Raw genomic sequence first — 23,046 nt, 5'->3', positions numbered from 1 at the left:
GGCCGCCATGCGGCAGGGGCATCCCCCTCTCAACAACTTGATACGGACCCTACACATGCCTCTCGTTTCGATGCGCGAACTGCTGGACCACGCTGCCGAAAACGGCTACGGTCTTCCCGCCTTCAACGTCAACAACCTGGAGCAGGTGCAAGCCGTGATGTCGGCCGCCGACGAAGTGGGCGCGCCCGTCATCCTGCAGGCCAGCGCAGGCGCCCGCAAGTACGCCGGCGAGCCCTTCATCAAGCACCTGATCCAGGCCGCCGCCGAGCAGTATCCCCACATCCCCCTGGTCATGCACCAGGACCACGGCACCTCGCCCGCCATCTGCCAGGGCGCGCTGAACCTGGGCTTCGGCTCGGTGATGATGGACGGCTCGCTGATGGAAGACGGCAAGACGCCTTCCTCCTTCGAATACAACGTGGACGTGACCCGCAAGGTCGTGGAAATGGCCCACAAGCTGGGCGCCACCGTCGAAGGTGAACTCGGCTGCCTGGGCTCGCTGGAAACCGGCATGGCCGGCGAGGAAGACGGCGTGGGTGCCGAAGGCGTGCTCGACCACTCGGCCCTGCTGACCGACCCCGAGGAAGCGGCCCAGTTCGTCAAGGCCACGCAGCTGGACGCGCTGGCCATTGCCATCGGCACCAGCCACGGCGCCTACAAGTTCACGCGCAAGCCCACGGGCGACATCCTGTCCATCCAGCGCGTCAAGGAAATCCACGCGCGCCTGCCCAACACCCACCTGGTCATGCACGGCTCCTCCTCCGTGCCCCAGGAACTGCTGGAAATCATCCGCCAGTACGGCGGCGCCATGAAGGAAACCTACGGCGTGCCCGTCGAGGAAATCCAGGAAGCCATCAAGCACGGCGTGCGCAAGATCAACATTGACACCGACATCCGCCTGGCGATGACCGGCGCCGTGCGCAAGTTCCTGGCCGAGAACCCCGAGAAGTTCGATGCCCGCGAATGGCTCAAGCCTGCCCGCGAAGCCGCCAAGCAGATCTGCAAGGCCCGCTACATCGAGTTCGGCTGCGAAGGCCAGGGCGCCAAGATCAAGGGCTACACGCTGGAGCAGATGGCCGCCAAGTACGCTGCCGGTTCGCTGCAGCAGGTCGTGAACTGATCGGTTCCTTCCCCCTTCAAAAAAAGCCCGCCGGTCCGCCCGGCGGGCTTTTTTGTTGTCAGCGCGGCGCGGGGGCCGCAGCCTGGGACCGCTGGGGTACGGCCATGGCCATCTCGTCATCGGGCACCACGGGCTGGGGGTGGCTGGCGTTCCAGCCCGACACCAGCAGGCTGGTGCCCGACAGCACCAGCAGCAGGCAGACCATCCATTCGACCAGCCGCTTGGGCAGGGCGGGCGGATGGCGCATGTGCAGCCAGGTCACCACCGTCACCACGGGAAAGGCCAGGGCTGCGGCCAGCAGCACGCTGGCGGTGATCTCGCCCTCCCAGGCCACCATCGCCAGGCGCAGCAGCGCGCAGGTGAGGAACATGGCAAACAGGCACTGGCGCACCACCAGGCGGTCCAGCGGCTGGCGGTACAGGTGGTAGACCATGGGCGGGCCCGGCGTGGCAAACAGCCCGCCCAGCAGCCCCGAGGCCACACCGGCCACCCACAGCGACACCGGCCCCGACACCTGCGCGTTGACCTGCTTTTGCAGCAACAGCAACAGCGCGCAGGCCACGATGGCCAGGCCCAGCAGCATGCGCAGCCCGCTCAGCGCATTGCCGCTGAGCCACTGCAGCAGCAGCACGCCGCCGATCACGCCGATGACGCTGCTGATCAGCATGGGCTTGAGCAGCGTCCACTGCGGCACTTGGCGGTGGGCGCGCAGGTAGGCCACGCCGTTGACCACGGACAGCAGGCAGGCCACGTTGGCCGCATCGCCAATGCCCATCAGGTGCGTGGCACCGGCCACGCCCACGAAGATCAGCCCGAAGGCAAAGCCCGTCAGGTTCTGGCAAAACGTCGCCAGGCCCACCAGGGCCAGGAACATCACATACTGGATCACGCTCATCGAAAGGCTTTCTGGCGCGCCGCTGCGCCGAACCGGCGACGCTAACACGGAGCGCCTTCGCCTGCCCGGGCGCCGAAGTCACCAGCGGGCGCCCCAGGCCAACGTGCCAGGCCGGCGTGTCAGTCCGACGTCTCAGGCGGCTGGCGTGTTGAGCCGCTGCAGCCGCTCGGGCGTGCCCACATCGGTCCAGCGCCCGGTATACAGGCTGGCGCTCACCTGGCCGGCGGCCATCGCCCGGCGCAGCAGCGCCACCAGCGGCACGCGCCAACCGTCGGGGTTGCCGGGCGGGATGTCGCACCAGGGCGCGGCAAACAGCTCGGCGCGCAGCAGTGCGATCGTGCCGTAGGTCTGGCGCGGGCGGGCATCGCCCTCGGGCCAGTCGCAGGCCAGGCCCAGTTCGTCCACGCCGAAGTCGCCACGCCGATGGTGCTCGGGGTTGGGCACCAGCCACAGATGGGCCAGCCGTCCGCTGGCGGCAAATTCGCGGGCCGCCTCGAACGGGAAATCAAAGTCGGGCGCGTAGACATCGCCGGCCGCCAGCCAGAACACCGTGTCCAGAAGCGGCAACGCGCGCGCAATGCCTCCTGCGGTCTCCAGCGCCTGCTCGGGCTCGGGGGAATAGGCCAGATGCAGCGGCTCGCCACCTGTGTCGGGCGCGAAGCGCGCCCCGAAGCGCGCGGGAATCTGCTCGCCCAGCCAGCCCGTGTTGACCACGGCGCGGCGCACGCCGGCCTGCGCAAGGGCCTGCAGGTGGTGCTGCAGCAGTGGCCGGCCCTGCACCTGCAGCAGCGGCTTGGGGCAGGTGTCGGTCAGCGGCCGCATGCGCTCGCCACGACCTGCGGCCAGCAGCATAGCCGGTGGCTGCTCGGTGAGGAAAAGCGCCTTGGCGGCAGGGAACGGCTGGATGGGCGAGGCGGTCATGGAGCGCAACTGTAGACCATTGCCAGCGGCCATTGCCCCGCGCGCGGGAGCCGAAAACCCGCGTCCTTTAAAATAGCCGGCTTACTCTGATTACCCCCTCCTTCACGGAGCGCCCTGATGGCCAACACTCAACAAATGGCGAATGCGATCCGCGCACTCGCAATGGATGCCGTTCAACAAGCCAACTCCGGCCACCCCGGCGCCCCCATGGGCATGGCCGACATGGCCGTGGCACTGTGGAGCCGTCACCTCAAGCACAACCCCGTCAACCCGCAATGGGCTGACCGTGACCGCTTCATCCTGTCCAACGGCCACGGCTCCATGCTGATCTACGCGCTGCTGCACCTCACGGGCTACGCGCTGCCGATCGACGAACTCAAGAACTTCCGCCAGCTGCACAGCAAGACGGCCGGCCACCCCGAAGTGGGCATCACCCCCGGCGTGGAAACCACCACCGGCCCGCTGGGCCAGGGCATCACCAATGCCGTGGGCTTCGCGCTGGCCGAAAAGCTGCTGGCCGCCGAGTTCAACCGCGCAGGCCACGCCATCGTCGACCACCACACCTACGTGTTCCTGGGTGACGGCTGCCTGATGGAAGGCATCAGCCACGAGGCCGCGGCCCTGGCCGGCGCCTGGAAGCTGGGCAAGCTGGTGGCGCTGTACGACGACAACGGCATCTCCATCGACGGCAAGGTCGCCCCCTGGTTCATCGACAACACGCCCGCCCGCTTCGAAGCCTATGGCTGGAACGTGGTGCGCGACGTGGACGGCCACAACGTGCAGGCCATCGATGCCGCCATCGCTGCCGCCAAGAAGAGCAGCGACAAGCCCACGCTGATCTGCTGCAAGACCAGCATCGGCAAGGGCTCGCCCAACCGCCAGGACACGGCCAAGGCCCACGGCGAGCCCCTGGGCGCCGAGGAAATCGCGCTGACCCGCGCGGCCCTGGGCTGGGAGCACGGTCCCTTCGACATCCCCGCCAGCGTCTACGGCGACTGGGATGCCAAGGCCGCCGGCGCCAAGGCCGAAGCGGCCTGGAACAAGAAGTTCGCCGCCTACGCCAAGGCCTTCCCCGAACTGGCTGCCGAATTCAAGCGCCGCATGGCCGGTGACCTGCCCGCCAACTTCGGCGAGATCGCCGCGCAGATCGCCTCCGACGCGCATGACGCAGGCGCCACCGTGGCCAGCCGCAAGGCCAGCCAGCTGGCCCTGGAAGGCCTGACCGCAGCCCTGCCCGAACTGCTGGGCGGCTCGGCCGACCTGACCGGCTCCAACCTGACCAACACCAAGAGCACGCCTTCGCTGCGCGTGGACGACAAGGGTGCCGTGGTCCTGACCGAAGACGGCAAGATCGGCCGCCACATCAACTACGGTGTGCGCGAGTTCGGCATGGCCGCCATCATGAACGGCATCGCCCTGCATGGCGGCTACATCCCCTACGCAGGCACCTTCCTGACCTTCAGCGACTACAGCCGCAACGCCATCCGCATGGCCGCGCTGATGAAGCAGCGCGTGGTCCATGTCTTCACGCACGACTCCATCGGCCTGGGCGAAGACGGCCCGACCCACCAGTCCATCGAGCACGCCGCCTCTCTGCGCCTGATCCCGGGCCTGGATGTCTGGCGCCCTGCCGACACCACGGAAACCGCCGTCGCCTGGACCGTGGCCCTGAGCCAGAAGAACAAGCCCACGGCCCTGCTGCTGTCGCGCCAGAACCTGGCCTACGCAGCCAAGACCGAAGACGCGCTGGACGACATCGCCTGCGGCGCCTACGTGCTGTCCGAGCCCAAGGCCGTCGGCCTGAACAAGAAGGCCCAGGCCGTCATCATCGCCACCGGCTCCGAAGTGCAGCTGGCCCTGGCCGCCCAGAAGCTGCTGGCCGAGCGCAAGGTCGCCGTGCGCGTGGTCTCCATGCCCAGCACCACCACCTTCGACAAGCAGGACGCCAGGTACAAGAGCCAGGTGTTGCCGGCCAACCTGCCGCGCATCGCCGTGGAAATGGGCGTGACCGACTTCTGGTGGAAGTACGGCTGCGCCGCTGTCGTCGGCATCGACACCTACGGCGAATCGGCCCCCGCGCCCGTGCTGTTCAAGCACTTCGGCTTCACGGCCGAGAACGTGGCCGACACCGTGCAGGCTGCGCTGCAGCGCGCCGGCAAGTAAAGCTGCGAGAAGGGGCCTGTGGCCCCTTTTTGCCGCCCGCCAGGCCCGGCCTGGCCCTCACCGTTTCAGTTTTTCCGTTTTTCGCAATCCGTCAATCCAAGAGGCAAATATGACGATCAAGATCGGTATCAACGGCTTCGGCCGCATCGGCCGCATGGTGTTCCGCGCTGCCGTGCAGAACTTCAGCGACATCGAAGTCGTGGGCATCAACGACCTGCTCGAGCCCGACTACCTGGCCTACATGCTCAAGTACGACAGCGTGCACGGCCGCTTCAAGGGTGAGGTCTCGGTGGAGGGCTCCAACCTGATCGTCAACGGCAAGACCATCCGCCTGACGCAGGAGCGCGACCCCGCCAACCTGAAGTGGAACGAAGTCGGCGCCGACATCGTGATCGAGGCCACCGGCCTGTTCCTGACCGACGAGACCGCACGCAAGCACCTGGCTGCCGGCGCCAAGAAGGTCATCATGTCCGCGCCTTCCAAGGACAGCACCCCGATGTTCGTCTTCGGCGTGAACTGCAAGACCTACGCTGGCCAGGACGTGATCTCCAACGCCTCCTGCACCACCAACTGCCTGGCTCCCGTGGCCAAGGTGCTCAACGACAAGTGGGGCATCAAGCGCGGCCTGATGACCACCGTGCACGCTGCCACCGCCACCCAAAAGACCGTGGACGGCCCCAGCAACAAGGACTGGCGCGGCGGCCGCGGCATCCTGGAAAACATCATTCCCTCCAGCACGGGCGCAGCCAAGGCCGTGGGCGTGGTGATTCCCGAGCTCAACAAGAAGCTGACCGGCATGTCCTTCCGCGTGCCCACCTCCGACGTGTCGGTGGTGGACCTGACGGTGGAGCTGAACAGCGAAGCCAGCTACGAAGAGATCTGCGCCGAAATGAAGGCCCAGTCGCAAGGCGCGCTCAAGGGCGTGCTGGGCTACACCGAAGACAAGGTCGTGGCCACGGACTTCCGCGGCGAGTCCTGCACCTCGGTGTTCGATGCCGAAGCCGGCATCGCCCTGGACAAGACCTTCGTGAAGGTCGTGTCCTGGTACGACAACGAGTGGGGCTACTCCAACAAGTGCCTGGAAATGGTGCGCGTGGTCGCCGCCAAGTAATCCTGGCGTGAACCGCTGCGGGGCCTGTCGAAGGGCCTCGCACCAGGCCGGCATCGGACGCGATGCCGGCCTTTTTCATGGCGGACAGTGTGCCCCGGCACTGCAAGCGTTGCTCGACAAAGCCGGCACCGGCGGCGCGGCATCATGGCCGCATGACTACTTCATCCGCATTGCACGAGACCATTGGCTTTGACGACTTCCTCAAGGTGGAGCTGCGCGTGGGCCGCATCGTGGACGCCCAGGTGTTCAAGGAGGCGCGCCGCCCGGCCTATGTGCTGCAAGTCGATTTCGGCTCCGAACTGGGCCTGCGCAAGTCCAGCGCCCAGATCACGGCGCTGTACCGGCCCGAGGAACTGATAGGCCGCCAGGTGGTGGCCGTGCTGAACTTTCCCAGCAAGCAGATCGGTCCCATGCGCTCGGAATGCCTGGTCACGGGATTCCACAACGAGAACGGCGAGGTCGCGCTGTGCGTGCCCGACCGCGAGGTGCCGCTGGGCACCAAGCTGCTGTGACGGCCTGGGTGACTATTCGATGCGCACGTCGGCCGCCTTGACGATGCGCCCGGACGCTTCCCAGTCGTCCTTGAGCAGGCGCTGGAATTCGGCGGCCGGCAGGGTGGCCGCTTCCACGCCCACGCGGGCCAGTCGCTCCTGGACCACGGGCTCGGCCAGCACCTTGCGCACGGCGGTGTTGATGCGCTCCACTTCGGCGGGCGGCGTGCCGGCCGGTGCCAGCAGGCCCAGCCAGGAGTCGAAGGCATAGCCGGGCACGCCGGACTCGGCCACCGTGGGCAGATCGGGCAGGAAGCGCGACCGTTGCTGGCCCGAGTAGGCCAGCAGTTTGACGCGCGGGTCCTTCTGGAAGGCCAGCATGCCGATGGTGGCGCCCGTGACCAGCTGCACGCGGCCAGCCAGCAGTTCGGTCGTGGCGTCGCCCGTGGATTTCATGGGGATGTGCTGCAGCTTGATGCCCGCCTGCGCGGCCAGCGAGGCCGAGGCCAGGTGCGAGGCGCTGCCATTGCCGGCCGACGCATAGTTGAGCTGGCCCGGCTGGGCCCTGGCGCGCTGCAGCAGCTCGCCCAGGGTCTGCACGCCCGAGGCGGCCGGCACGCCCACCACATAGCCCGTGCGGCCCAGGAAGGACACACCCACGAAGTCCTTGAGCGGGTCATAGGGCAGCTTCGCGTACAGATGGCCGGCCAGGTTGTGGCTGGCCGCAGCCAGCACCAGGGTGTTGCCGTCCGGCGCGGACTTGGCCACCTGGGCCGTGCCCAGGCTGCCACCCGCGCCCGCCCGGTTTTCCACCACCACGGTGGCGCCCAGGGCCTGGCCCAGTTCATTGCTGAAAGTGCGTGCCACCGTGTCCTGCGTGGCGCCTGCGCCGAAGGGCACGACGATGCGGATCACGCGTTCGGCATGCACGGCCGGGGCCAGTCCCAAGGCCAGGGCTGCTGCCAGCAGAACACGGCGGGTGACGGGAGAAGGATGAGAGGTTTTCATGGGGAAGTTTCCTGGGGGACAGCAAGCCACCGCTCCACCAGCCGCACGAAGTAGCTGGCGCCGATGGCAAGGATGTCGTCGTTGAAGTCGTAGGAGCGGTTGTGGATCAGGCAGGGGCCGTCGCCATGGCCGGGCAGTCGGTGATCGCCCTGGCCGTTGCCGATGAAGGCGTAGCAGCCGGGCCGCGCCTGCAGCATGTGGGCGAAGTCCTCGGCCGCCAGCACGCCGGGGAACTGCGTGTCCACGGCGTCGTCGCCCGCGATCTCGCGCATCACGGCGGCGGCGAAGGCGGTCTCGGCCGCGTGGTTGACCAGGGGCGGAGAGGCGCGCCGGAAATGGATCTCGGCTCGGCAGCCATGGGCCAGGGCCGTGTGCTCGGCCTGGCGGCGCAGGGCGGCTTCGAGGATGTCCAGCGCCGCCACGGAGAAGGTGCGCACCGTGCCGCCCACCCAGGCGCTGTCGGGAATCACGTTGGGCGCGTCCGAGCCCTGGATCTGCGTGACCGCCAGCAGTGCGCGTTCGCGCGAATCCACATGGCGCGCGACCAGGGTCTGCAGCTGCTGGGCCAGGTCAATGGTGGCGGCCACCGGATCGGTGCCCGTGTGCGGCAGCGAGGCATGCGTGCCCTGCCCATGCAGCGCGATGCGGAAGGTGTTGCTGGAGGCCATGAGCGCGCCCGGGTTGAGCGCGAAGCTGCCCACGCGGTCCAGCGCGAAGTTGTGCAGTGCGAAGACCGCATCGCAGGGAAAGCGCTCGAACAGGCCTTCGTCGATCATCCTGCGTGCGCCGGCCTTGCCCATCTCTTCGGCCGGCTGAAAGATCAGGTGCACCGTGCCCGCGAAGTCGCGCGTGCGCGCCAGATGCCAGGCCGCGGCCAGCAGCATGGTGGTGTGGCCGTCATGGCCGCAGGCATGCATGCGGCCTGCGTGCTGCGAGCGGTGGGCGAACCGGTTTTCTTCCTGCAGCGGCAGCGCATCCAGGTCGGCGCGCAGGCCGATGGTGCGCGTGCCATGGCGTGCGTCCGTATGCCTGCCGTGCACCACGCCCACCACGCCCGTGCCGGCCAGGCCGGTGTGCACCTCCACGCCCCAGGCGGCCAGGCGTTCGGCCACGATGGCCGCGGTGCGGTGTTCCTCGAAGCCCAGCTCGGGGTGGGCATGCAGGTCGCGCCGCAGGGCCACGAAGGGCGCCATGTCGGCAAAGCTTTCGATCAGGTGGGGCAAGACGGTCTCCGGCCGCAGCCGGCCCATGCCTGCTGCGGCGAATCCCGGATTCTGTAAAGCCGCCAGCCCTGCGGCAACGAAGCAAAACGCATATGCATGCGCCCTGCATGCACAAGCCGAACGGGCCGATCAAGCCGTTCAGGCCGTTCAGGCGGACGTCACAGGGCCCTCAGGACTGCGCCATGCGCTGCGCGAGAAAGTCCAGGAAGGCCGTGATGCGCGCGGCCAGCGCCGTGTTGCGGTAGTAGACGGCGTGGATGGGCTGGCGCTGCTGCACGGTCTCGCGCGCCAGCACCTGCACCAGCTCGCCCTGGGCGCGGTCTCGCACGGTCATGAAGTCGGCCAGGCAGACCACGCCCTGGCCGGCCAGGGCCAGCTGGCGCATGGTCTCGCCGCTGGAGGCCGTGAGCTGGGGCGCGGCATCCCAGCGGTCGCCGCCCTCGGGCGTGCGCAGCGGCCAGTGGTTCAGGCCCGGCACCTGGCTGTTGCCGATGCGCTGGTGGCGCGCCAGCGCGGCCACGCTCGCCACGGGGCCATGGGCCTGCAGGTAGGCGGGGCTGGCCAGCACGCGCAGCAGGCTGTGGCACAGCAGTCGCGCATGCAGCGTGGAGTCGCGCAGCTCGCCGATGCGGATGGCGATGTCGGTGCGCTGGGCCAGCAGGTCGATGTGCAGGTCATCGGTGTTCAGCTCCAGCGTGATCAGCGGATAGAGCGCGCGGAACTCACCCACCAGCGGCACGATGGCATGCAGCATGAAGGGCGAGGCCGCGTTGACGCGCAGCAGCCCGGCCGGCGCCTCACGGCGCGCGGCCAGTTCCTCCTCGGCCGCGTCCAGGGCCTGCAGCACCTCGCGCGTGCGGGCCAGGAAGCGCGCGCCTTCCTCGGTCAGCTCCAGGCTGCGCGTGGTGCGCCGCACCAAGGTGGTGGCCAGCTTTTTCTCCAGGCGCGACAGGCTGCGGCTGATGCCAGAGGTGGTCTGTCCCAACTGCTCGGCCGCCGCCGTGATGCTGCCGCAGTCGATCACGGCGCGAAAGGCCTGCAGTTCGTCCAGCGTGGTTTTCATGGGATGCCAGCTTGGCGCAATTGTTGCTGCAGCGTCAAATATTTTCTGTCGATACCAGGCTTTATCTGCAAGCGTGAACGCGCCAGACTGCAGTCTTCGAGGCGTTGTTCCGCGCCTTTTTTGCCTTTTTGAAAGACCTGCATGACATCGACTGCCTCTCTCGCTTCCGTGGTGCCCGCCTTCGGCCTGGGTACCTTCCGCCTCAAGGATGAGGTGGTGCGCCACTCCGTGGGCCAGGCCCTGGAAGTGGGCTACCGCGCCATCGACACCGCCCAGATCTACGGCAACGAGGCCGATGTGGGGGCCGCCATCGCCGCCAGCGCCGTACCGCGCGATCAGCTGTTCCTCACCACCAAGATCTGGACCGAGAACCTGTCCGCCGACGCGCTGATCCCCAGCCTGGAGCGCAGCCTTGAAGCCCTGCGCACCGACCATGTGGAGCTGACGCTGATCCACTGGCTTTCGCGCAGCGTGCCGCTGGAGGACAGCCTGGGCGCCCTCATGCGCGCCAGGGAGCAGGGGCTGACGCGCCACATCGGCGTGTCCAACTTCAACATCGCGCTGCTGCAGCAGTCCATCGCCGCCGTGGGCGCCACGAACATCGCCACCAACCAGATCGAACTGAGCCCCTATCTGCAAAACCGTGCCGTCACCGACTTCGCACGCCAGCAGGGCATTCACACCACCTCGTACATGACGCTGGGCTACGGCAAGCTGCTGGCCGATCCCGTGCTGGCCGACATCGCCGCCGCCCACGGCGCCACGCCCGCCCAGGTGGCGCTGGCCTGGGCCATGGCCATGGGCTATGCCGTCATTCCCTCGTCCACCCGGCGCGCCCACCTGCAGGCCAACCTGGACAGCTGCCAGCTGGTGCTGGGCGCCGAAGACATGCAGCGCATCGCCGCGCTGGAGCGCGGCGACCGCCAGGTCAGCCCAGACGGGCTGGCTCCGGCCTGGGATTGAACCGCGATCGTGACGGAGGGCCTGGGCGGCCCGGCGAGCTTTGACCTGGAGCAACGCAATGCGGACCCTAGGGGTAGTACTAGGGTTATCACAGTATCGAACGACCGTGCTTTTTATGAGAATGCACGATTAGTCGAGACAACCAGGAGACAAGCAGCATGAGTGACCGCCCATGGCTGGGTGCCTATCCGGCAGGTGTGCCCGCCGACATCGATCCCTCCCAATACCCTTCGCTGGTGGCCCTGATGGAGGAGGCCTTCAGCCGCTACGCGGACCGTGTGGCCTATTCCTTCATGGGCAAGGAGCTGACCTACTCCCAGGTCGATGCGCAAAGCCGCGCCTTCGCTGCCTATCTGCAGAGCCTGGGCCTGGCGCGCGGCGACCGCGTGGCGCTGATGATGCCCAACGTGCCCCAGTACCCCGTGGCCGTGGCCGCCGTGCTGCGCGCCGGTTTCGTGGTGGTCAACGTCAACCCGCTGTACACGGCGCGCGAGCTGGAGCACCAGCTCAAGGACTCGGGCGCCAAGGCCATCGTCATCATCGAGAACTTCGCCCACACGCTGCAGGCCTGCAAGGCCGCCACGCCCGTGCAGCACATGGTGCTGTGCACCATGGGCGACCAGCTGGGCATGCTCAAGGGCGCCATCGTCAATTACGTGGTGCGCAAGGTCAAGAAGCTGGTGCCGCCGTTCTCGCTGCCGGGGGCCGTGCGCTTCAACGACGCGCTGGCCAAGGGCATGCGCTCGCCCTTCCAGGCGCCGCAGCTGCAGGCCTCCGACATGGCCCTGCTGCAGTACACGGGCGGCACCACGGGCGTGAGCAAGGGCGCGGTGCTGCTGCACAGCAACATCATCGCCAACGTGCTGCAGTCCGAGGCCTGGAACCAGCCCGCCATGGGCAAGGTGCCGGCCGGCGAGCAGCCCACCAGCATCTGCGCGCTGCCGCTGTACCACATCTTCGCCTTCACGGTGAACATGATGCTGTCCATGCGCACGGGCGGCAAAACCATCCTGATTCCCAATCCGCGCGACCTCAAGGCCACGCTCAAGGAGCTATCCACGCAGCGCTTTCACAGCTTCCCGGCCGTGAGCACGCTGTTCAACGGCCTGGCCAACCACCCGGACTTCAACACCGTGGACTGGTCGCACCTGAAGGTCTCGGTCGGCGGCGGCATGGCGGTGCAAAGCGCCGTGGCCCAGCTGTGGCTGCAAAAGACCGGCTGCCCCATCTGCGAGGGCTACGGCCTGTCGGAGACCAGTCCCTCGGTCAGCTGCAACCCCGTCACCTCCACCGAGTTCTCGGGCACCATCGGCGTGCCCCTGCCCAGCACCTGGATGAAGCTCGTCGATGACGAAGGAAACGACGTGACCACCATCGGCGAGCGCGGCGAGGTCGCCATCAAGGGCCCGCAGGTCATGGCCGCCTACTGGCAGCGCCCCGACGAAACCGCCAAGGTCTTCACCGCCGACGGCTACTTTCGCACCGGCGACATCGGCACCATGGACGAGCGCGGCTACTTCAAGATCGTGGACCGCAAGAAGGACATGGTCCTGGTCAGCGGCTTCAACGTCTATCCCAATGAAGTGGAAGACGTGGTCTCCAACTGCCCCGGCGTGCTCGAATGCGCCGTGGTCGGCGTGCCCGACGAGAAGACCGGCGAGGCCGTCAAGCTGGTCATCGTGCGCAAGGACGACAGCCTCACCGAACAGGCCGTGCGCGACTTCTGCCACGACAACCTCACGGGCTACAAGCGGCCCCGCGTGATCGAGTTCCGCACCGAACTGCCCAAGACCCCGGTTGGCAAGATCCTGCGCCGGGAGCTGCGCGACAGCAAGTAACGCGGGCGGCTTGCCGTGTTTGCAAAGAGGCGCTGCGGCGCCTCTTTTCATTGGGAGGGAACACGTCTTCAGAACACGCCCGGACCCGCCAGGACCAGCGCCGCCAGCGCCACGGCCGCCGCATTGAGGCAGGCCAGCGCAAAGCCGAAGCGCACCAGCTCGCCTTCTTCCTGCGCGGTGGTCCGTGCCAGGCCCAGCACCAGCATCACGATGGACAAAGAGCCCAGCGCCGCATGCCCGGCGGCGCTGTTGTGCACGGCGGCCAGCAGCAGGCGCGAGGACTCGGGCAGCAGGGCGATGGCGGGCATGAAGATCGCGTTGCCGCCCACGTTGGAGCCCGTCATGTAGCCGGCCAGCGCACCGAAGGCGGCCACGATCGGCGCCAGGGCCGCAGGCGCCAGCTCGGACAGCATCTGCACCAGGCCGGACAGGAAACCGGCCTTGACCATCATCTGGGACATCGCCAGGAAGAAGAAGATGGTCAGCAGCGGGCGCTTGGCGCGGGCGGCCAGGGCACCAGCCAGGGCAACGCCACGGCCGGCCCCGCGCGCCAGCAGCAGGGCCAGCACCAGGGTCAGCGCCACGCCCGGGGAGGCCAGAGGCTTCCAGGCCACCTGGGCGCCCTGCACGATCCAGCGCTGGTCCCACTGCGTGGCCAGGGCCAGCAGCTTGAGCAGCACGATGGCAAGGGCGAGCGCCAGATACGGCCAGGCCTGTCGCGGCCAGCCGGGTGCCGCCTGGGCCGTTCCGCGCAGCAGCAGTGCGCGTACCAGCATGCCCAGCGCCACTGCAAAGCCCGCGCCCACGCCCGCCACCTCGGGACCCAGCCAGCGGCTGATGCCATGCAGCACGCCCACGAACAGCAGGCCAAAGCCGCCCAGCAGCAGCCAGGCCCGCGCACCGCGCTCGCCTGCCAGGTGCAGGGACAGGGCGCCCAGCACCAGGAACACCGGCGCGCTGGTCAGCGAGGACACAGCGGCCAGCGCGGCCGCATCCACATGGGCCAGCGAGGCTCCGATCACCGTGGCCAGGCCCAGCGTGCCCCAGGGCATGATGGCCATGCCCGCCAGCGCCATGCGCAGCGCGGCGCGCCGCTCGAACAGGCTCAGCAGCAGCGGCACGGTGGCGATCAGCGACACGCCAAAACCCGTCATCGCCTCCAGCAGCGGCGCCAGGCCCAGCACGATGAACACCACCTGATCGGCCGGCCCCAGGCCCAGCGAGCGCACCCACTGGCTCAGCGCCTGGTTCACGCCCATGCGTTCGATGAGGATCACAAAGCCCAGGCCCGGCACGATCACGAAGGCCGTGCTCAGGAACAGCACACCCGTGTCGCGCGCTGCGGCCAGGGCGGCGCCGGAAGCGGCGGTGCCCGTCGCCATCCAGGCATCGACCAGCCACAGCAGGGCGACCAGCGCCGCCCCGGCCATGGCCGCCTGCACAGGCGGGCGGCGCAAGACCATGAGCATGGACATCACAAGAAACACGGGAGACAGGTGGAGCAGGGTGGCCATGGGGGGCTTTCTCGGCAGGCAGGTCCGCATGCAAAGGATGCGGAAAACGACGAAATACTATTTCGCGGCACCTGTTTTTTGGTCTCTGAATTGAGGGTGTTTGCGAGAAAATTTCTCACCCTCCAAAAGTCCTCGCGTCCCATGACCAAGCACACCGCCCACCCTGCACACCTGGCCGACCTCGACGGCTTCGACCGCGCCATCCTGGCCATCGTCCAGCGCGACAGCACGGTACCGCTGCGCCTGCTGGCCGAGCAGGTCAACCTGTCCACGGCCGCCGTGCAGCGCCGCCTCAAGCGCATGCAGGCCGAAGGCGTGATCACCGGCCAGGCCGCCACCGTGGACCCCACGCGCGTGGGCCGGCCCATCACCATCATCGTGGAGGTCATGACCGAGCGCACCAGCATCGATGCGCTCAACGCCATGAAATCGCACTTCGCCGTGCCCGAGGTCCAGCAGTGCTACTACGTCACGGGCGAGGTGGACTTCGTGCTCGTCCTCACCGTGGCCACCATGCAGGAGTACGAGGCGCTGGCGCGGCGCCTGTTCGCCGAGAACCCCAACGTCAAATGGTTCAAGACCATCGTGGCGCTGGACCGCGTGAAGGTCGGGCTGGAAATTCCCTGCGAGTGAAGGCCCTTTGGCGCAATCTTGACAGCCGCTAAACGGCCGCCTACATTGAATGGAATGATCGTTCCAATTCAATGAGCCACCATGCGCACCAAGGACTTCGACCCCGATGACATCGCAGACGCCGCCATGCAGGTGTTCTGGCAGCGCGGCTACGCGGCCACCTCGGTGCAGGACCTGGTGGACGGCACGGGCCTGTCGCGCAGCAGCCTGTACGGCACCTTCGAGAACAAGCAGGGGCTGTTCCAGCATGCGCTGCGCCGCTATGAGGCCGTGACCACCTCCAACGTGGAACTGCTGTCCGGCCCAGGACGCGCCCGGGACCTGGTGCGGCAGCTGCTGCTGCGCATCGTGCAGGACGAATTGAGCGATGCCGGGCGCCGGGGCTGCCTGGTCGCCAATGCCGCGCTGGAGCTGGCCGGCCATGACGAGGCCGTGGCCGAGAGGGTGGCCGGCAACTTCCAGCGCCTGCAAAAGGCGCTGGAAAAGCTCATCCTGCGCGGCCAGCAGGAAGGCGACATCACCGACAGCAAAAAGCCGCGTGCCCTGGCGCGCTTCGTCCTGAACACCGTGCAAGGCCTGCGCGTGCTGGGCAAGGGCAGCAGCGCGCCGCAGCGCCGCCAGTGCCTGATGGATGTGGTCGACGTGGTCGACATGGCGCTGCAGGCGCAATAGCCGGCCACCCGCCACCCGCCGCGCGCATGTCGTGCCGTTGCGGGTTTTTATTTTCCTTGAATTGGAATGATCGTTCCAGTAATCCGGATCTCAGTTTTCCTTGTCTGTTTCACTCTCTCATCACCCTGGAGTTCCCATGCATTCAAACCTTCAAACCACCATTGCGGTGCTCGGCACGGGCCTGATCGGTGCGCCCGTCGCGCGCAACCTGCAACGCAAGGGCTTCACCGTCCGGGCCTGGAACCGGACGGCCGCCAAGGCCCAGGCCCTTGCGGCCGACGGCGTTCAGGCCTGTGGCGACGCGGCCGACGCCGTGCGTGGCGCCCGCATCGTCGTCACTGTGCTCAAGGACGGGCCGGCCGTGCTGCAGGCCATGCAGGCCGCAGCGCCCGCATTGCAGCCGGGCACACTGTGGCTGCAACTGAGCACGGTGGGTGTGGACGCCATCGCGCCGCTGGCGCAATTCGCCGATCGGCATGGCCTGGTGTTCTACGACTGCCCCGTGCAGGGCACGCGCCAGCCGGCCGAGCAGGGCCAGCTGGTCATCCTGGCCGCAGGCCCGCTGGCGCAGCGCGGCCAGGTGCAGCCGGTGTTCGATGCCATTGGCAAACGCAGCCTGTGGATTGCGCAGCAGGCAGGCGCCGCCAGCCGGCTCAAGCTGGCGCTCAACCACTGGGCCTTCGCACTCACGCATGGCCTGGCCGAAAGCCTGGCGCTGGCCAAGGGGCTGGACATAGAGCCGGCCCTGGTGGTCGATGCCGTCACGGGCGGGCCCATGGACAGCGGCTTCTTCCAGGCCAAGGCCGCTGCCATGCTGTCAGGCCGCTACGACGCCAGCTTCACCGTGGCCAATGCCGTCAAGGACGCGCAACTGGTGGCCGATGCCGCCGCCGGCGCAGGCCTGCTGCTGGATGGCGCCCAGGCCGGGCTGCGCCGCTTCGAGCGCGCGCTGGCCGCCGGGCATGGCGACAAGGACATGGCGGCATCCCACCTGGCATCCCATCCAGCCTCCCATGCCTGAGATGCGCAGCGAGGAAAAGGCAATGAACCAGCACATGGACACCTCCGGCGACACGGGCCTGCCGCTGGGCAGGCTGCTGGCCCTGGCGATGGCAGGCTTTCTGGCCATCATGACCGAGGCCCTGCCGGCCGGCCTGCTGCCGCAGATCGGCACGGGCCTGGCAGTGTCCGAAGCCATGGCCGGCCAGATGGTCACGCTGTACGCGCTGGGTTCGGTACTGGCCGCCATTCCCGTCGTGGCCGCCACGCGCGGGCTCAGGCGCCGGCCGCTGTTCATGGCGGCGGTGGGCGGGCTGCTGCTGTTCAACAGCCTCACCGCGTTGTCCGGCCACTACGGCCTGACCCTGGCCGCGCGCTTTGCCGCAGGCATGGCTGCGGGCGTGATCTGGGGGCTGGTGGCCGGCTATGCGCGGCGCATGGTGCCGCCGCATCTGCAGGGGCGTGCACTGGCCGTGGCGGGCGTGGGCCAGCCGTTGGCCCTGGCGGCCGGCGTGCCGCTGGGCGCCTGGCTGGGCAGCCTGTTCGACTGGCGCGGCGTGTTCTGGGCGCTGTCGGCGCTATGCCTGCTGCTGCTGGCCTGGGTGCGGCTGGGTGTGCCGGATTACGCCGGGCAGACGGCGCAGCAGCGCCTGCCCGTGGCGCGCATCCTGCTCATGCCCGGCGTGCGCCCCGTGCTGCTGGCGCTGTTCGGCTGGATGCTGGCCCACAACATGCTCTACACCTTCATCGCGCCCTTCCTGGCTTCGGCGGGTCTGGGGCAAAGGGTGGATGGGGTGCTGCTGCTGTTCGGCCTTGCGGCCATTGCCGGCATCTGGCTCACGGGCCTGCTGGTGGACCGCTGGCTGCGCGCACTCACCGTGCTGAGCCTGGCCTTGTTCGCCGTGTCTGCGTTGGTGCTGGGCCTGGCCGGGCAGTCGGCCGTGGCCGTTCTGATCGGCGTTGCGGCCTGGGGCCTGAGCTTTGGCGGCGCGCCCACGCTGCTGCAGACCGCGCTGGCCGACGCGGCAGGCGAGGGCGCCGACGTGGCCCAGTCCATGCTGGTGACGGTCTTCAACCTGGCCGTGGCGAGCGGCGGCGTGGCCGGCGGACTGCTGCTGGGCTGGCTGGGTGCCCGCGCCTTGCCCTGGGCGCTGGCGGTGTTGGCACTGGCCTGCCTGTCCGTGGTCTGGCCGGCCAGCCATGCGGGCTTTCGGCCTGGGCGGCGCAGCATGGCTGCCTGAGGCACGGCCATCGCTGTTGCACCCGCATCGCTGTTCCCTAACGGACGGGGCAGCAAAGGGGCCACATGCCGCTGCGCGTGTGGCCCTTGTTGCGTGCGATCAATCTTCCTATAATTGTTTTACCCCATGAACTGTGATTCATGGATAAAACAAATGGCGCCTTCCCCGCCATGATCCACCGACGTTGATGGAGAGACACATGTCCGAATCCGCTCAGAACACGCCCCGCACCTGGGACCAGCCCGAAGGCTCCAGCTTCGAACAATGGATGGAATCGCGCGTGGCGCGGTTTTCCACGCGCAAGTACGACTTCGACGCGCTGAAGTTCCAGGCCGACTTCGATCCCAAGTACCGCCGTGGCCAGATGCGCTACATCGGCACGGGCGGCACGGGCGTGGCTGCGGACAGCAACACCATTCCGGCCGAGCACTTCACCTTCTCCACCATGGTCATCCCGGCCGGCAATGAAGGCCCATCGCACCTGCATACCGATGTGGAGGAAGTCTTCTTCCTGATCCGCGGCAAGCTCAAGCTCGTGCTGGAGAAGGACGGCCAGCGCTTCGAGACCATCCTGACCGACCGCGACGTGGTCTCCGTGCCGCCCGGCGTGTACCGCGAGGAAATCAACATCGGCGACGAAGACGCGCTGATGTGCGTGATGCTGGGTGCCAAGAAGCCCATCACGCCCACATACCCGCCCGAGCACCCTCTGGCAAAAATCAAACGCTAGGCTAGAAATGGAGCACCCCCTGAGGCGCTTCGCGCCTTCCCCCTTGAAAGGGGGACGACAGCCTCGCGGCGGGGCGGTGCAGCCGGCGCAGGCCCTCGCTTGCTGTCCCTGGCGGGGATCGTGCCAGTCTCATGGCTGAAGGGCCATGCCATCGCCATGGATAACTGAAATGACCCCCTCGGTAACAGCATGCATGGAGCAGCGCCTTCAGGCGCAGTTTCCCGAACACCTCATCGCCCTGCCCGGGGGCGCCCAGGTCGCCTGGCGCGAGGCCGGCGACACGGCCTCGGACTTTGCCGTGGTGATGCTGCACGGCATCAGCTCGGGCGCCGCGTCCTGGATGGACGTGGCCCTGGCGCTGGCGCCGCGCACGCGTGTGCTGGCCTGGGGCGCGCCCGGCTATGGCCGCTCCACGCCGCTGACACCCGCCGCGCCCACGGGCGCCGACTACGCCCGCGTGCTGGAGCAGTCGCTGCAGGCGCTGGGCGTGCGCCGCTGCCTGCTGGTGGGTCACTCGCTGGGTGCGCTCATGGGCACGCCCTGGGCGGTGCAGGCCGGTGCCGGGCGCGTGCAGCAACTGGTGCTGATCAGCCCCGCTGGCGGCTATGGCGCACCCGGCATGGGCGAGCAGCAGGCCAAGGTACGCCAGGGCCGTCTTGCGGCCCTGCAGGAAAAAGGCATCGAAGGCCTGGCTGCCGCCATCGACCAGCGCCTGGTCTCGCCCGCCGCGCCCGAGCCCGTGCGCCAATGGGTGCGCTGGAACACGGCGCGCCTGCATGCCGCAGGCTACGCCCAGGCCGTGGAGCTGCTGTGCGGCAGCGACCTGGGGCAGGCGGCGGGGCGCCTTGCCATGCCGGTCGAGGTCTGGGTGGGAGAGCACGACGTGGTCACGCCGCCGGCCGCCTGCGCGGCCTGGGCCGCAAGACTGGGGGCGCGGTACGTTACGCTTGCGGCAGCCGGCCATGCCTCTGTCGTCGAACAACCTGCGGATGTCGCACAGAGGCTGGCCACCCTGCTGACCTGATGGCCTACCTGCCCGAATTGCGATGAGCGATACCTCCGAAACCCTCTCGAACGACAACGACCGCTACACCGTCCCCGCGCTGGAGCGCGGCCTGCGCCTGCTGGCCTGCTTCACGCCTTCGCAGCCCGTGTGGAGCGCGCCCGACCTGGCGCGCACCCTGGCGCTGCCCCGGTCCACGGTGTTCCGGATGCTGACGACGCTGGAGGGCATGGGGTATCTGCAACGCTCGGGCACCGAATACCGGCTGGGCCTGGCCGTGCTGCGCCTGGGCTACGACTACCTGTCCACCCAGCCGCTGGCCCAGCTGGCCGAGCCCGTGCTGCAGTCGCTGTGCGACCGGCTGGGCTTCACCACCAACCTGGCGCTGCTGGACGGCACCTCGGTGGTCTACGTGGCGCGCATCGCGCCGGCCGGCGCCTTCCAGGGCGCCGTGCGCGTGGGCTCGCGGCTGCCGGCCCATGCCACCGTGCTGGGCCGGGCACTGCTGCAGGACATGGACGTGGACCAGCTGCGCGCCCTGTTCGGCGGCAGCGAACTGCCCCAGTTCTCGGAAAGCACGCCGCGCAGCGTGGAGCAGTTGCTGCAGTTGCTGCAGCAGGACCATGAACGCGGCTACGCCATGGGCGAGGGCTTCTACGAGCCCGGCGTCTCCAGTATCGCCGCGCCCGTGCGCGATGCGCAGGGGCGCATCGTGGCGGGCCTGGGCATGGCCGTGGCCTTCACCGAAATCGCTCCCGGCCGCATGGCCGACTGGGTGGAGCAGGTACGTGCCGCCGCCGATGAGCTGGCCGGCCACCTGCGCACCCAGCATCCCGGTTTTCTGCGCTGAACGGATGGTGGGCACACCGGCCGCCAGCGCATTCCTTCCCAGAAAGATATGACGATGAAGATTGCTGTGATTGGCTGCGGTGCGATTGGCGCCAGCGTGCTCGAACTGCTCAAGGGACATGCCGCCGTGCAGGTGGGCTGGGTGCTTGTGCCGGAAGTGACCGACGCCGTGCGCGCCACCCTGGCCCTGCATGCGCCCCAGGCGCGTGCCGTGCCTTCGCTGGCGGCCGAAGACCGGCCCGACCTCATCGTGGAGTGCGCGGGCCATGCCGCCATCGAGGAGCATGTGCTGCCCGCCCTGCGGCGCGGCATTCCTGCCGTCGTGGCCTCCATCGGCGCACTCAGCGCCCCGGGCATGGCCGAGGCCGTGCAGGCGGCGGCCGAGGCCGGAGGCACCCAGGTGCAATTGCTGTCGGGTGCCATCGGCGGCGTGGATGCGCTGGCCGCTGCGCGCATCGGCGGCCTGGACGAAGTGGTCTACACCGGCCGCAAGCCGCCCCTGGCCTGGACCGGCACGCCCGCAGAACAGCGCTGCGACCTCGCCAGCCTCCAGGAAGCCTTCTGCATCTTCGAAGGCAGCGCACGCGAGGCCGCCCAGCTCTACCCCAAGAACGCCAACGTGGCCGCCACCCTGTCGCTGGCCGGCATGGGCCTGGACCGCACCACGGTGCGCCTGTACGCCGACCCGGGCGTGGACGAGAACGTGCACCATGTGGCCGCGCGCGGCGCCTTCGGGTCCATGGAATTGACCATGCGCGGCAAGCCGCTGGCGGCCAACCCCAAGACCTCGGCCCTCACCGTCTACAGCGTGGTGCGCGCCGTGCTCAACCAGGCCACGGCCATTGCCATCTGAGCCGCGCCGGGCACAGGCTCGCGGCACAATGGGCGCTTTCGCCCCGCAGGCGGCCCCCGGGCCGCCTTTGCTTTTTCCCTGTGCCGTTGAAAGAGAAGCCACCATGACCATCGCCATCCTCAGTGCCCTGCCGCAGGAACAGGAAGGCCTGGTCCATGCCCTGTCCGACGCCCAGGGCACGGCCCACGCCGGCCGCATGTTCTGGCGCGGGCGCCTGCACGGGCACGACGTGGTCTGCGCGCTGTCGGGCATAGGCAAGGTGGCGGCCGCCACCACGGCCACGGCGCTGATCGAGCGCTTCGGCGCGCGCCGCATCGCCTTCACCGGCGTCGCCGGCGGCCTGGGCGAAGGCGTGCGCGTGGGCGATGTGGTCGTGGCCGACGAATACCTGCAGCACGACCTGGACGCCTCGCCCATCTTCCCGCGCTGGGAAATGCCCGGCTACGGACGCACGCGCCTGCCCTGCGACCCTGAAATGACCGCCGCGCTGCTGGCGGCCGCCCAGGCCTGCGTGGCCGAGGCGGGCGAAGACCTGCGCGCCGCCCACGCCACCACGGCGCCGCGCGCGCACCAGGGGCTGATTGCCAGCGGTGACCAGTTCGTGGGCACGGCGGGCGCTTCTTGCGCCCTGGCGCTGGGCCTGCGTGCTGCAGGGCATGAGGTGCTGGCGGTGGAGATGGAAGGCGCCGCCGTGGCGCAGGCCTGCCTGGACTATGGCGTGCCGTTTGCGGCCATGCGGACTGTTTCCGATCGGGCGGATGACAGTGCGCATGTGGACTTTGCGGAGTTTGTGAGGGTGGTGGCGAGTCGGTATGCGTTGCGGGTGGTGGATGGGTTTTTGCGGCGGCTGTCGGCGCAGCGCTGAGCGGTCGTGCTTTTATGCCGCTGATGCCTGGAAAACCGTCGCATCGTCCAGTTCAAAGTGCAAAGCCGTGCCAAGCGCCACGCTGGCGCGGGCCAACGTGGCCAGGGTGACGCCGGTGTCGTTTTCGTCCAGCAGGCGGTTCACCACCATGCGGCTGGTGCGCATGCGTGTCGCCATCTCGGTCTTGCTGACTTTCTGGGCTTTCATCGCCTGTGCGAATTGCGAGGAAATCACCCGCTTCACTGCGATAGCTGTGGCCTCCTCAAGCAGGCCTTCTTCTTCGAGGAAGTCATCGAAATTGCTGCCTAGATGTTTGTTCATGGTGTATTCCTCAGCTTCTTGAGCCGGTTTCTGGCAGTTGTCAGATCCGGCGCGGGGGTCTTGGCCGACTTCTTGATGAAGCCATGCAGCAGAACCATTTTTCCATTCTGGGCCGTGAATAGGACACGTGCGATGCCATCGCCAATGCTGCACCGCACCTCCCACAGTCCTGGCTCCATCTTGCGTACTACGGGCATGCCCAGAGGCCAGTTGTATTGGACAGTCTTGATATCGGCGCCGATGGCTTTGCGGTCTTCCACCGTAAGTTCAAGAAGCCAGTCACGCACGGGCTCCTTGCCGGCATCGGACCGGTAGAAGACAACGGAAAGAATGGGCTCTTCCATCGGAAAAGTGTATCTAAAAAAGTACTATTTTGCTGCGTGTCGTTGCTGATGACCGTGTAGCCCGTGTGTCATCGGAGGCCAAAGCCTTGACGCTGGACGCGAGGGGAATTCCTGCCACTGCGATTGCTTGGTTTCGATGCCTGGTTCCTGGCCTGGCAGCCGATGGCCCATCTTGATGCGCCAAGAAAGGTCAGGTCAAAGACGGCAACCCGAATGCCTGCGACCC

General features: G+C 68.0%; 24 protein-coding genes. 15 read left to right on the top strand and 9 right to left on the bottom strand.

Annotated elements, in window-relative coordinates; translation table 11 throughout:
- Nucleotides 1-55 precede the first annotated feature (55 nt).
- Nucleotides 56-1,120: a class II fructose-bisphosphate aldolase gene (fba, locus tag G4D77_RS14285; protein ID WP_013804528.1), complete on the top strand. Its 1,065-nt coding sequence runs from the start codon at nucleotides 56-58 to the stop codon at nucleotides 1,118-1,120.
- 58 nt (nucleotides 1,121-1,178) lie between these two features.
- Here the strand turns inward: fba and G4D77_RS14280 are convergent, their stop codons facing one another.
- Together G4D77_RS14280 and G4D77_RS14275 are read right to left on the bottom strand one after the other, a co-directional pair.
- Nucleotides 1,179-2,015 (bottom strand): sulfite exporter TauE/SafE family protein, encoded by an 837-nt coding sequence (locus G4D77_RS14280; protein ID WP_154836081.1) that lies wholly within the window; start codon nucleotides 2,013-2,015, stop codon nucleotides 1,179-1,181.
- A 132-nt stretch (nucleotides 2,016-2,147) separates the two neighbouring features.
- Complete coding sequence (locus tag G4D77_RS14275) at nucleotides 2,148-2,936, bottom strand: nucleotidyltransferase family protein (RefSeq protein ID WP_133073467.1); 789 nt, start codon at nucleotides 2,934-2,936, stop codon at nucleotides 2,148-2,150.
- Nucleotides 2,937-3,053: 117 nt separating this feature from the next.
- Between G4D77_RS14275 and tkt the strand changes: the two genes are divergently transcribed.
- The 3 genes from tkt (at nucleotide 3,054) to G4D77_RS14260 (ending at nucleotide 6,722) form a co-directional block, all read left to right on the top strand.
- The gene (tkt, locus tag G4D77_RS14270; protein WP_154836079.1) at nucleotides 3,054-5,099 is read left to right on the top strand and encodes a transketolase; all 2,046 of its coding nucleotides are present in this window, start codon (nucleotides 3,054-3,056) and stop codon (nucleotides 5,097-5,099) included.
- Nucleotides 5,100-5,208: 109 nt separating this feature from the next.
- A complete protein-coding gene (gap, locus tag G4D77_RS14265) occupies nucleotides 5,209-6,210 on the top strand; it encodes a type I glyceraldehyde-3-phosphate dehydrogenase (protein WP_012202871.1) in 1,002 nt (333 codons plus the stop codon).
- A gap of 152 nt (nucleotides 6,211-6,362) precedes the next feature.
- Nucleotides 6,363-6,722: a tRNA-binding protein gene (locus G4D77_RS14260; protein WP_154836077.1), complete on the top strand. Its 360-nt coding sequence runs from the start codon at nucleotides 6,363-6,365 to the stop codon at nucleotides 6,720-6,722.
- Nucleotides 6,723-6,734: 12 nt separating this feature from the next.
- Here the strand turns inward: G4D77_RS14260 and G4D77_RS14255 are convergent, their stop codons facing one another.
- The 4 genes from G4D77_RS14255 to G4D77_RS14240 form a co-directional block, all read right to left on the bottom strand.
- Complete coding sequence (locus G4D77_RS14255) at nucleotides 6,735-7,709, bottom strand: tripartite tricarboxylate transporter substrate binding protein (RefSeq protein ID WP_154836075.1); 975 nt, start codon at nucleotides 7,707-7,709, stop codon at nucleotides 6,735-6,737.
- Nucleotides 7,706-8,959 (bottom strand): M20 aminoacylase family protein, encoded by a 1,254-nt coding sequence (locus tag G4D77_RS14250; RefSeq protein ID WP_154836073.1) that lies wholly within the window; start codon nucleotides 8,957-8,959, stop codon nucleotides 7,706-7,708. The genes G4D77_RS14255 and G4D77_RS14250 overlap by 4 nt, the downstream gene beginning before the upstream one ends.
- A gap of 142 nt (nucleotides 8,960-9,101) precedes the next feature.
- Complete coding sequence (locus G4D77_RS14245) at nucleotides 9,102-9,995, bottom strand: LysR family transcriptional regulator (RefSeq protein WP_016449828.1); 894 nt, start codon at nucleotides 9,993-9,995, stop codon at nucleotides 9,102-9,104.
- On the bottom strand, nucleotides 9,992-10,138 hold the full coding sequence (locus G4D77_RS14240) for a hypothetical protein (protein WP_193726179.1): 147 nt from the start codon (nucleotides 10,136-10,138) through the stop codon (nucleotides 9,992-9,994). Before G4D77_RS14240 ends, G4D77_RS14245 begins: the two co-directional genes overlap by 4 nt.
- Here G4D77_RS14240 and dkgB point away from each other — a divergent pair.
- Together dkgB and G4D77_RS14230 are read left to right on the top strand one after the other, a co-directional pair.
- Complete coding sequence (gene dkgB, locus G4D77_RS14235) at nucleotides 10,137-10,958, top strand: 2,5-didehydrogluconate reductase DkgB (RefSeq protein ID WP_154836071.1); 822 nt, start codon at nucleotides 10,137-10,139, stop codon at nucleotides 10,956-10,958. The two genes, G4D77_RS14240 and dkgB, sit on opposite strands and share 2 nt — an antisense overlap.
- A 158-nt stretch (nucleotides 10,959-11,116) precedes the next feature.
- Complete coding sequence (locus tag G4D77_RS14230) at nucleotides 11,117-12,796, top strand: long-chain-fatty-acid--CoA ligase (protein WP_016449826.1); 1,680 nt, start codon at nucleotides 11,117-11,119, stop codon at nucleotides 12,794-12,796.
- Nucleotides 12,797-12,864: 68 nt separating this feature from the next.
- Here the strand turns inward: G4D77_RS14230 and G4D77_RS14225 are convergent, their stop codons facing one another.
- Nucleotides 12,865-14,310, bottom strand: coding sequence for an L-lactate permease (locus G4D77_RS14225; RefSeq protein WP_154836069.1), 1,446 nt, complete (start codon nucleotides 14,308-14,310; stop codon nucleotides 12,865-12,867).
- Between the two features lie 141 nt (nucleotides 14,311-14,451).
- Between G4D77_RS14225 and G4D77_RS14220 the strand changes: the two genes are divergently transcribed.
- The 9 genes from G4D77_RS14220 (at nucleotide 14,452) to G4D77_RS14180 (ending at nucleotide 22,155) form a co-directional block, all read left to right on the top strand.
- Nucleotides 14,452-14,943 carry an Lrp/AsnC family transcriptional regulator gene (locus tag G4D77_RS14220; RefSeq protein ID WP_016449824.1) on the top strand — a complete coding sequence of 164 codons (492 nt, stop codon included), beginning with the start codon at nucleotides 14,452-14,454 and terminating at the stop codon, nucleotides 14,941-14,943.
- 81 nt (nucleotides 14,944-15,024) lie between these two features.
- Nucleotides 15,025-15,615 (top strand): TetR/AcrR family transcriptional regulator, encoded by a 591-nt coding sequence (locus tag G4D77_RS14215; RefSeq protein ID WP_013804518.1) that lies wholly within the window; start codon nucleotides 15,025-15,027, stop codon nucleotides 15,613-15,615.
- A gap of 136 nt (nucleotides 15,616-15,751) precedes the next feature.
- The gene (locus tag G4D77_RS14210; protein ID WP_016449823.1) at nucleotides 15,752-16,636 is read left to right on the top strand and encodes an NAD(P)-dependent oxidoreductase; all 885 of its coding nucleotides are present in this window, start codon (nucleotides 15,752-15,754) and stop codon (nucleotides 16,634-16,636) included.
- A 22-nt stretch (nucleotides 16,637-16,658) separates the two neighbouring features.
- The gene (locus tag G4D77_RS14205; protein ID WP_154836067.1) at nucleotides 16,659-17,855 is read left to right on the top strand and encodes an MFS transporter; all 1,197 of its coding nucleotides are present in this window, start codon (nucleotides 16,659-16,661) and stop codon (nucleotides 17,853-17,855) included.
- A 199-nt stretch (nucleotides 17,856-18,054) separates the two neighbouring features.
- A complete protein-coding gene (locus G4D77_RS14200) occupies nucleotides 18,055-18,585 on the top strand; it encodes a cupin domain-containing protein (RefSeq protein WP_016449821.1) in 531 nt (176 codons plus the stop codon).
- Nucleotides 18,586-18,778: 193 nt separating this feature from the next.
- Nucleotides 18,779-19,609 carry an alpha/beta fold hydrolase gene (locus G4D77_RS14195; protein WP_227740854.1) on the top strand — a complete coding sequence of 277 codons (831 nt, stop codon included), beginning with the start codon at nucleotides 18,779-18,781 and terminating at the stop codon, nucleotides 19,607-19,609.
- Nucleotides 19,610-19,631: 22 nt separating this feature from the next.
- Nucleotides 19,632-20,438 (top strand): IclR family transcriptional regulator, encoded by an 807-nt coding sequence (locus G4D77_RS14190; RefSeq protein ID WP_154836063.1) that lies wholly within the window; start codon nucleotides 19,632-19,634, stop codon nucleotides 20,436-20,438.
- A gap of 54 nt (nucleotides 20,439-20,492) precedes the next feature.
- Nucleotides 20,493-21,290, top strand: a complete 798-nt coding sequence (locus G4D77_RS14185; RefSeq protein WP_154836061.1) for an aspartate dehydrogenase — start codon at nucleotides 20,493-20,495, stop codon at nucleotides 21,288-21,290.
- Between the two features lie 103 nt (nucleotides 21,291-21,393).
- A complete protein-coding gene (locus G4D77_RS14180; protein WP_154836059.1) occupies nucleotides 21,394-22,155 on the top strand; it encodes a 5'-methylthioadenosine/adenosylhomocysteine nucleosidase in 762 nt (253 codons plus the stop codon).
- A 12-nt stretch (nucleotides 22,156-22,167) separates the two neighbouring features.
- On the opposite strand, the gene G4D77_RS14175 is transcribed toward G4D77_RS14180, so the two are convergent.
- Nucleotides 22,168-22,476 (bottom strand): XRE family transcriptional regulator, encoded by a 309-nt coding sequence (locus G4D77_RS14175; protein WP_016452050.1) that lies wholly within the window; start codon nucleotides 22,474-22,476, stop codon nucleotides 22,168-22,170.
- A complete protein-coding gene (locus tag G4D77_RS14170) occupies nucleotides 22,473-22,820 on the bottom strand; it encodes a type II toxin-antitoxin system RelE/ParE family toxin (RefSeq protein WP_017406311.1) in 348 nt (115 codons plus the stop codon). The genes G4D77_RS14175 and G4D77_RS14170 overlap by 4 nt, the downstream gene beginning before the upstream one ends.
- Between the last annotated feature and the right edge of the window lie 226 nt (nucleotides 22,821-23,046).

This window comes from Delftia sp. WY8 (assembly GCF_018437695.1).
GTDB lineage: Bacteria > Pseudomonadota > Gammaproteobacteria > Burkholderiales > Burkholderiaceae_C > Comamonas > Comamonas tsuruhatensis.
This window is presented reverse-complemented; position numbering and strand designations above follow the sequence as displayed.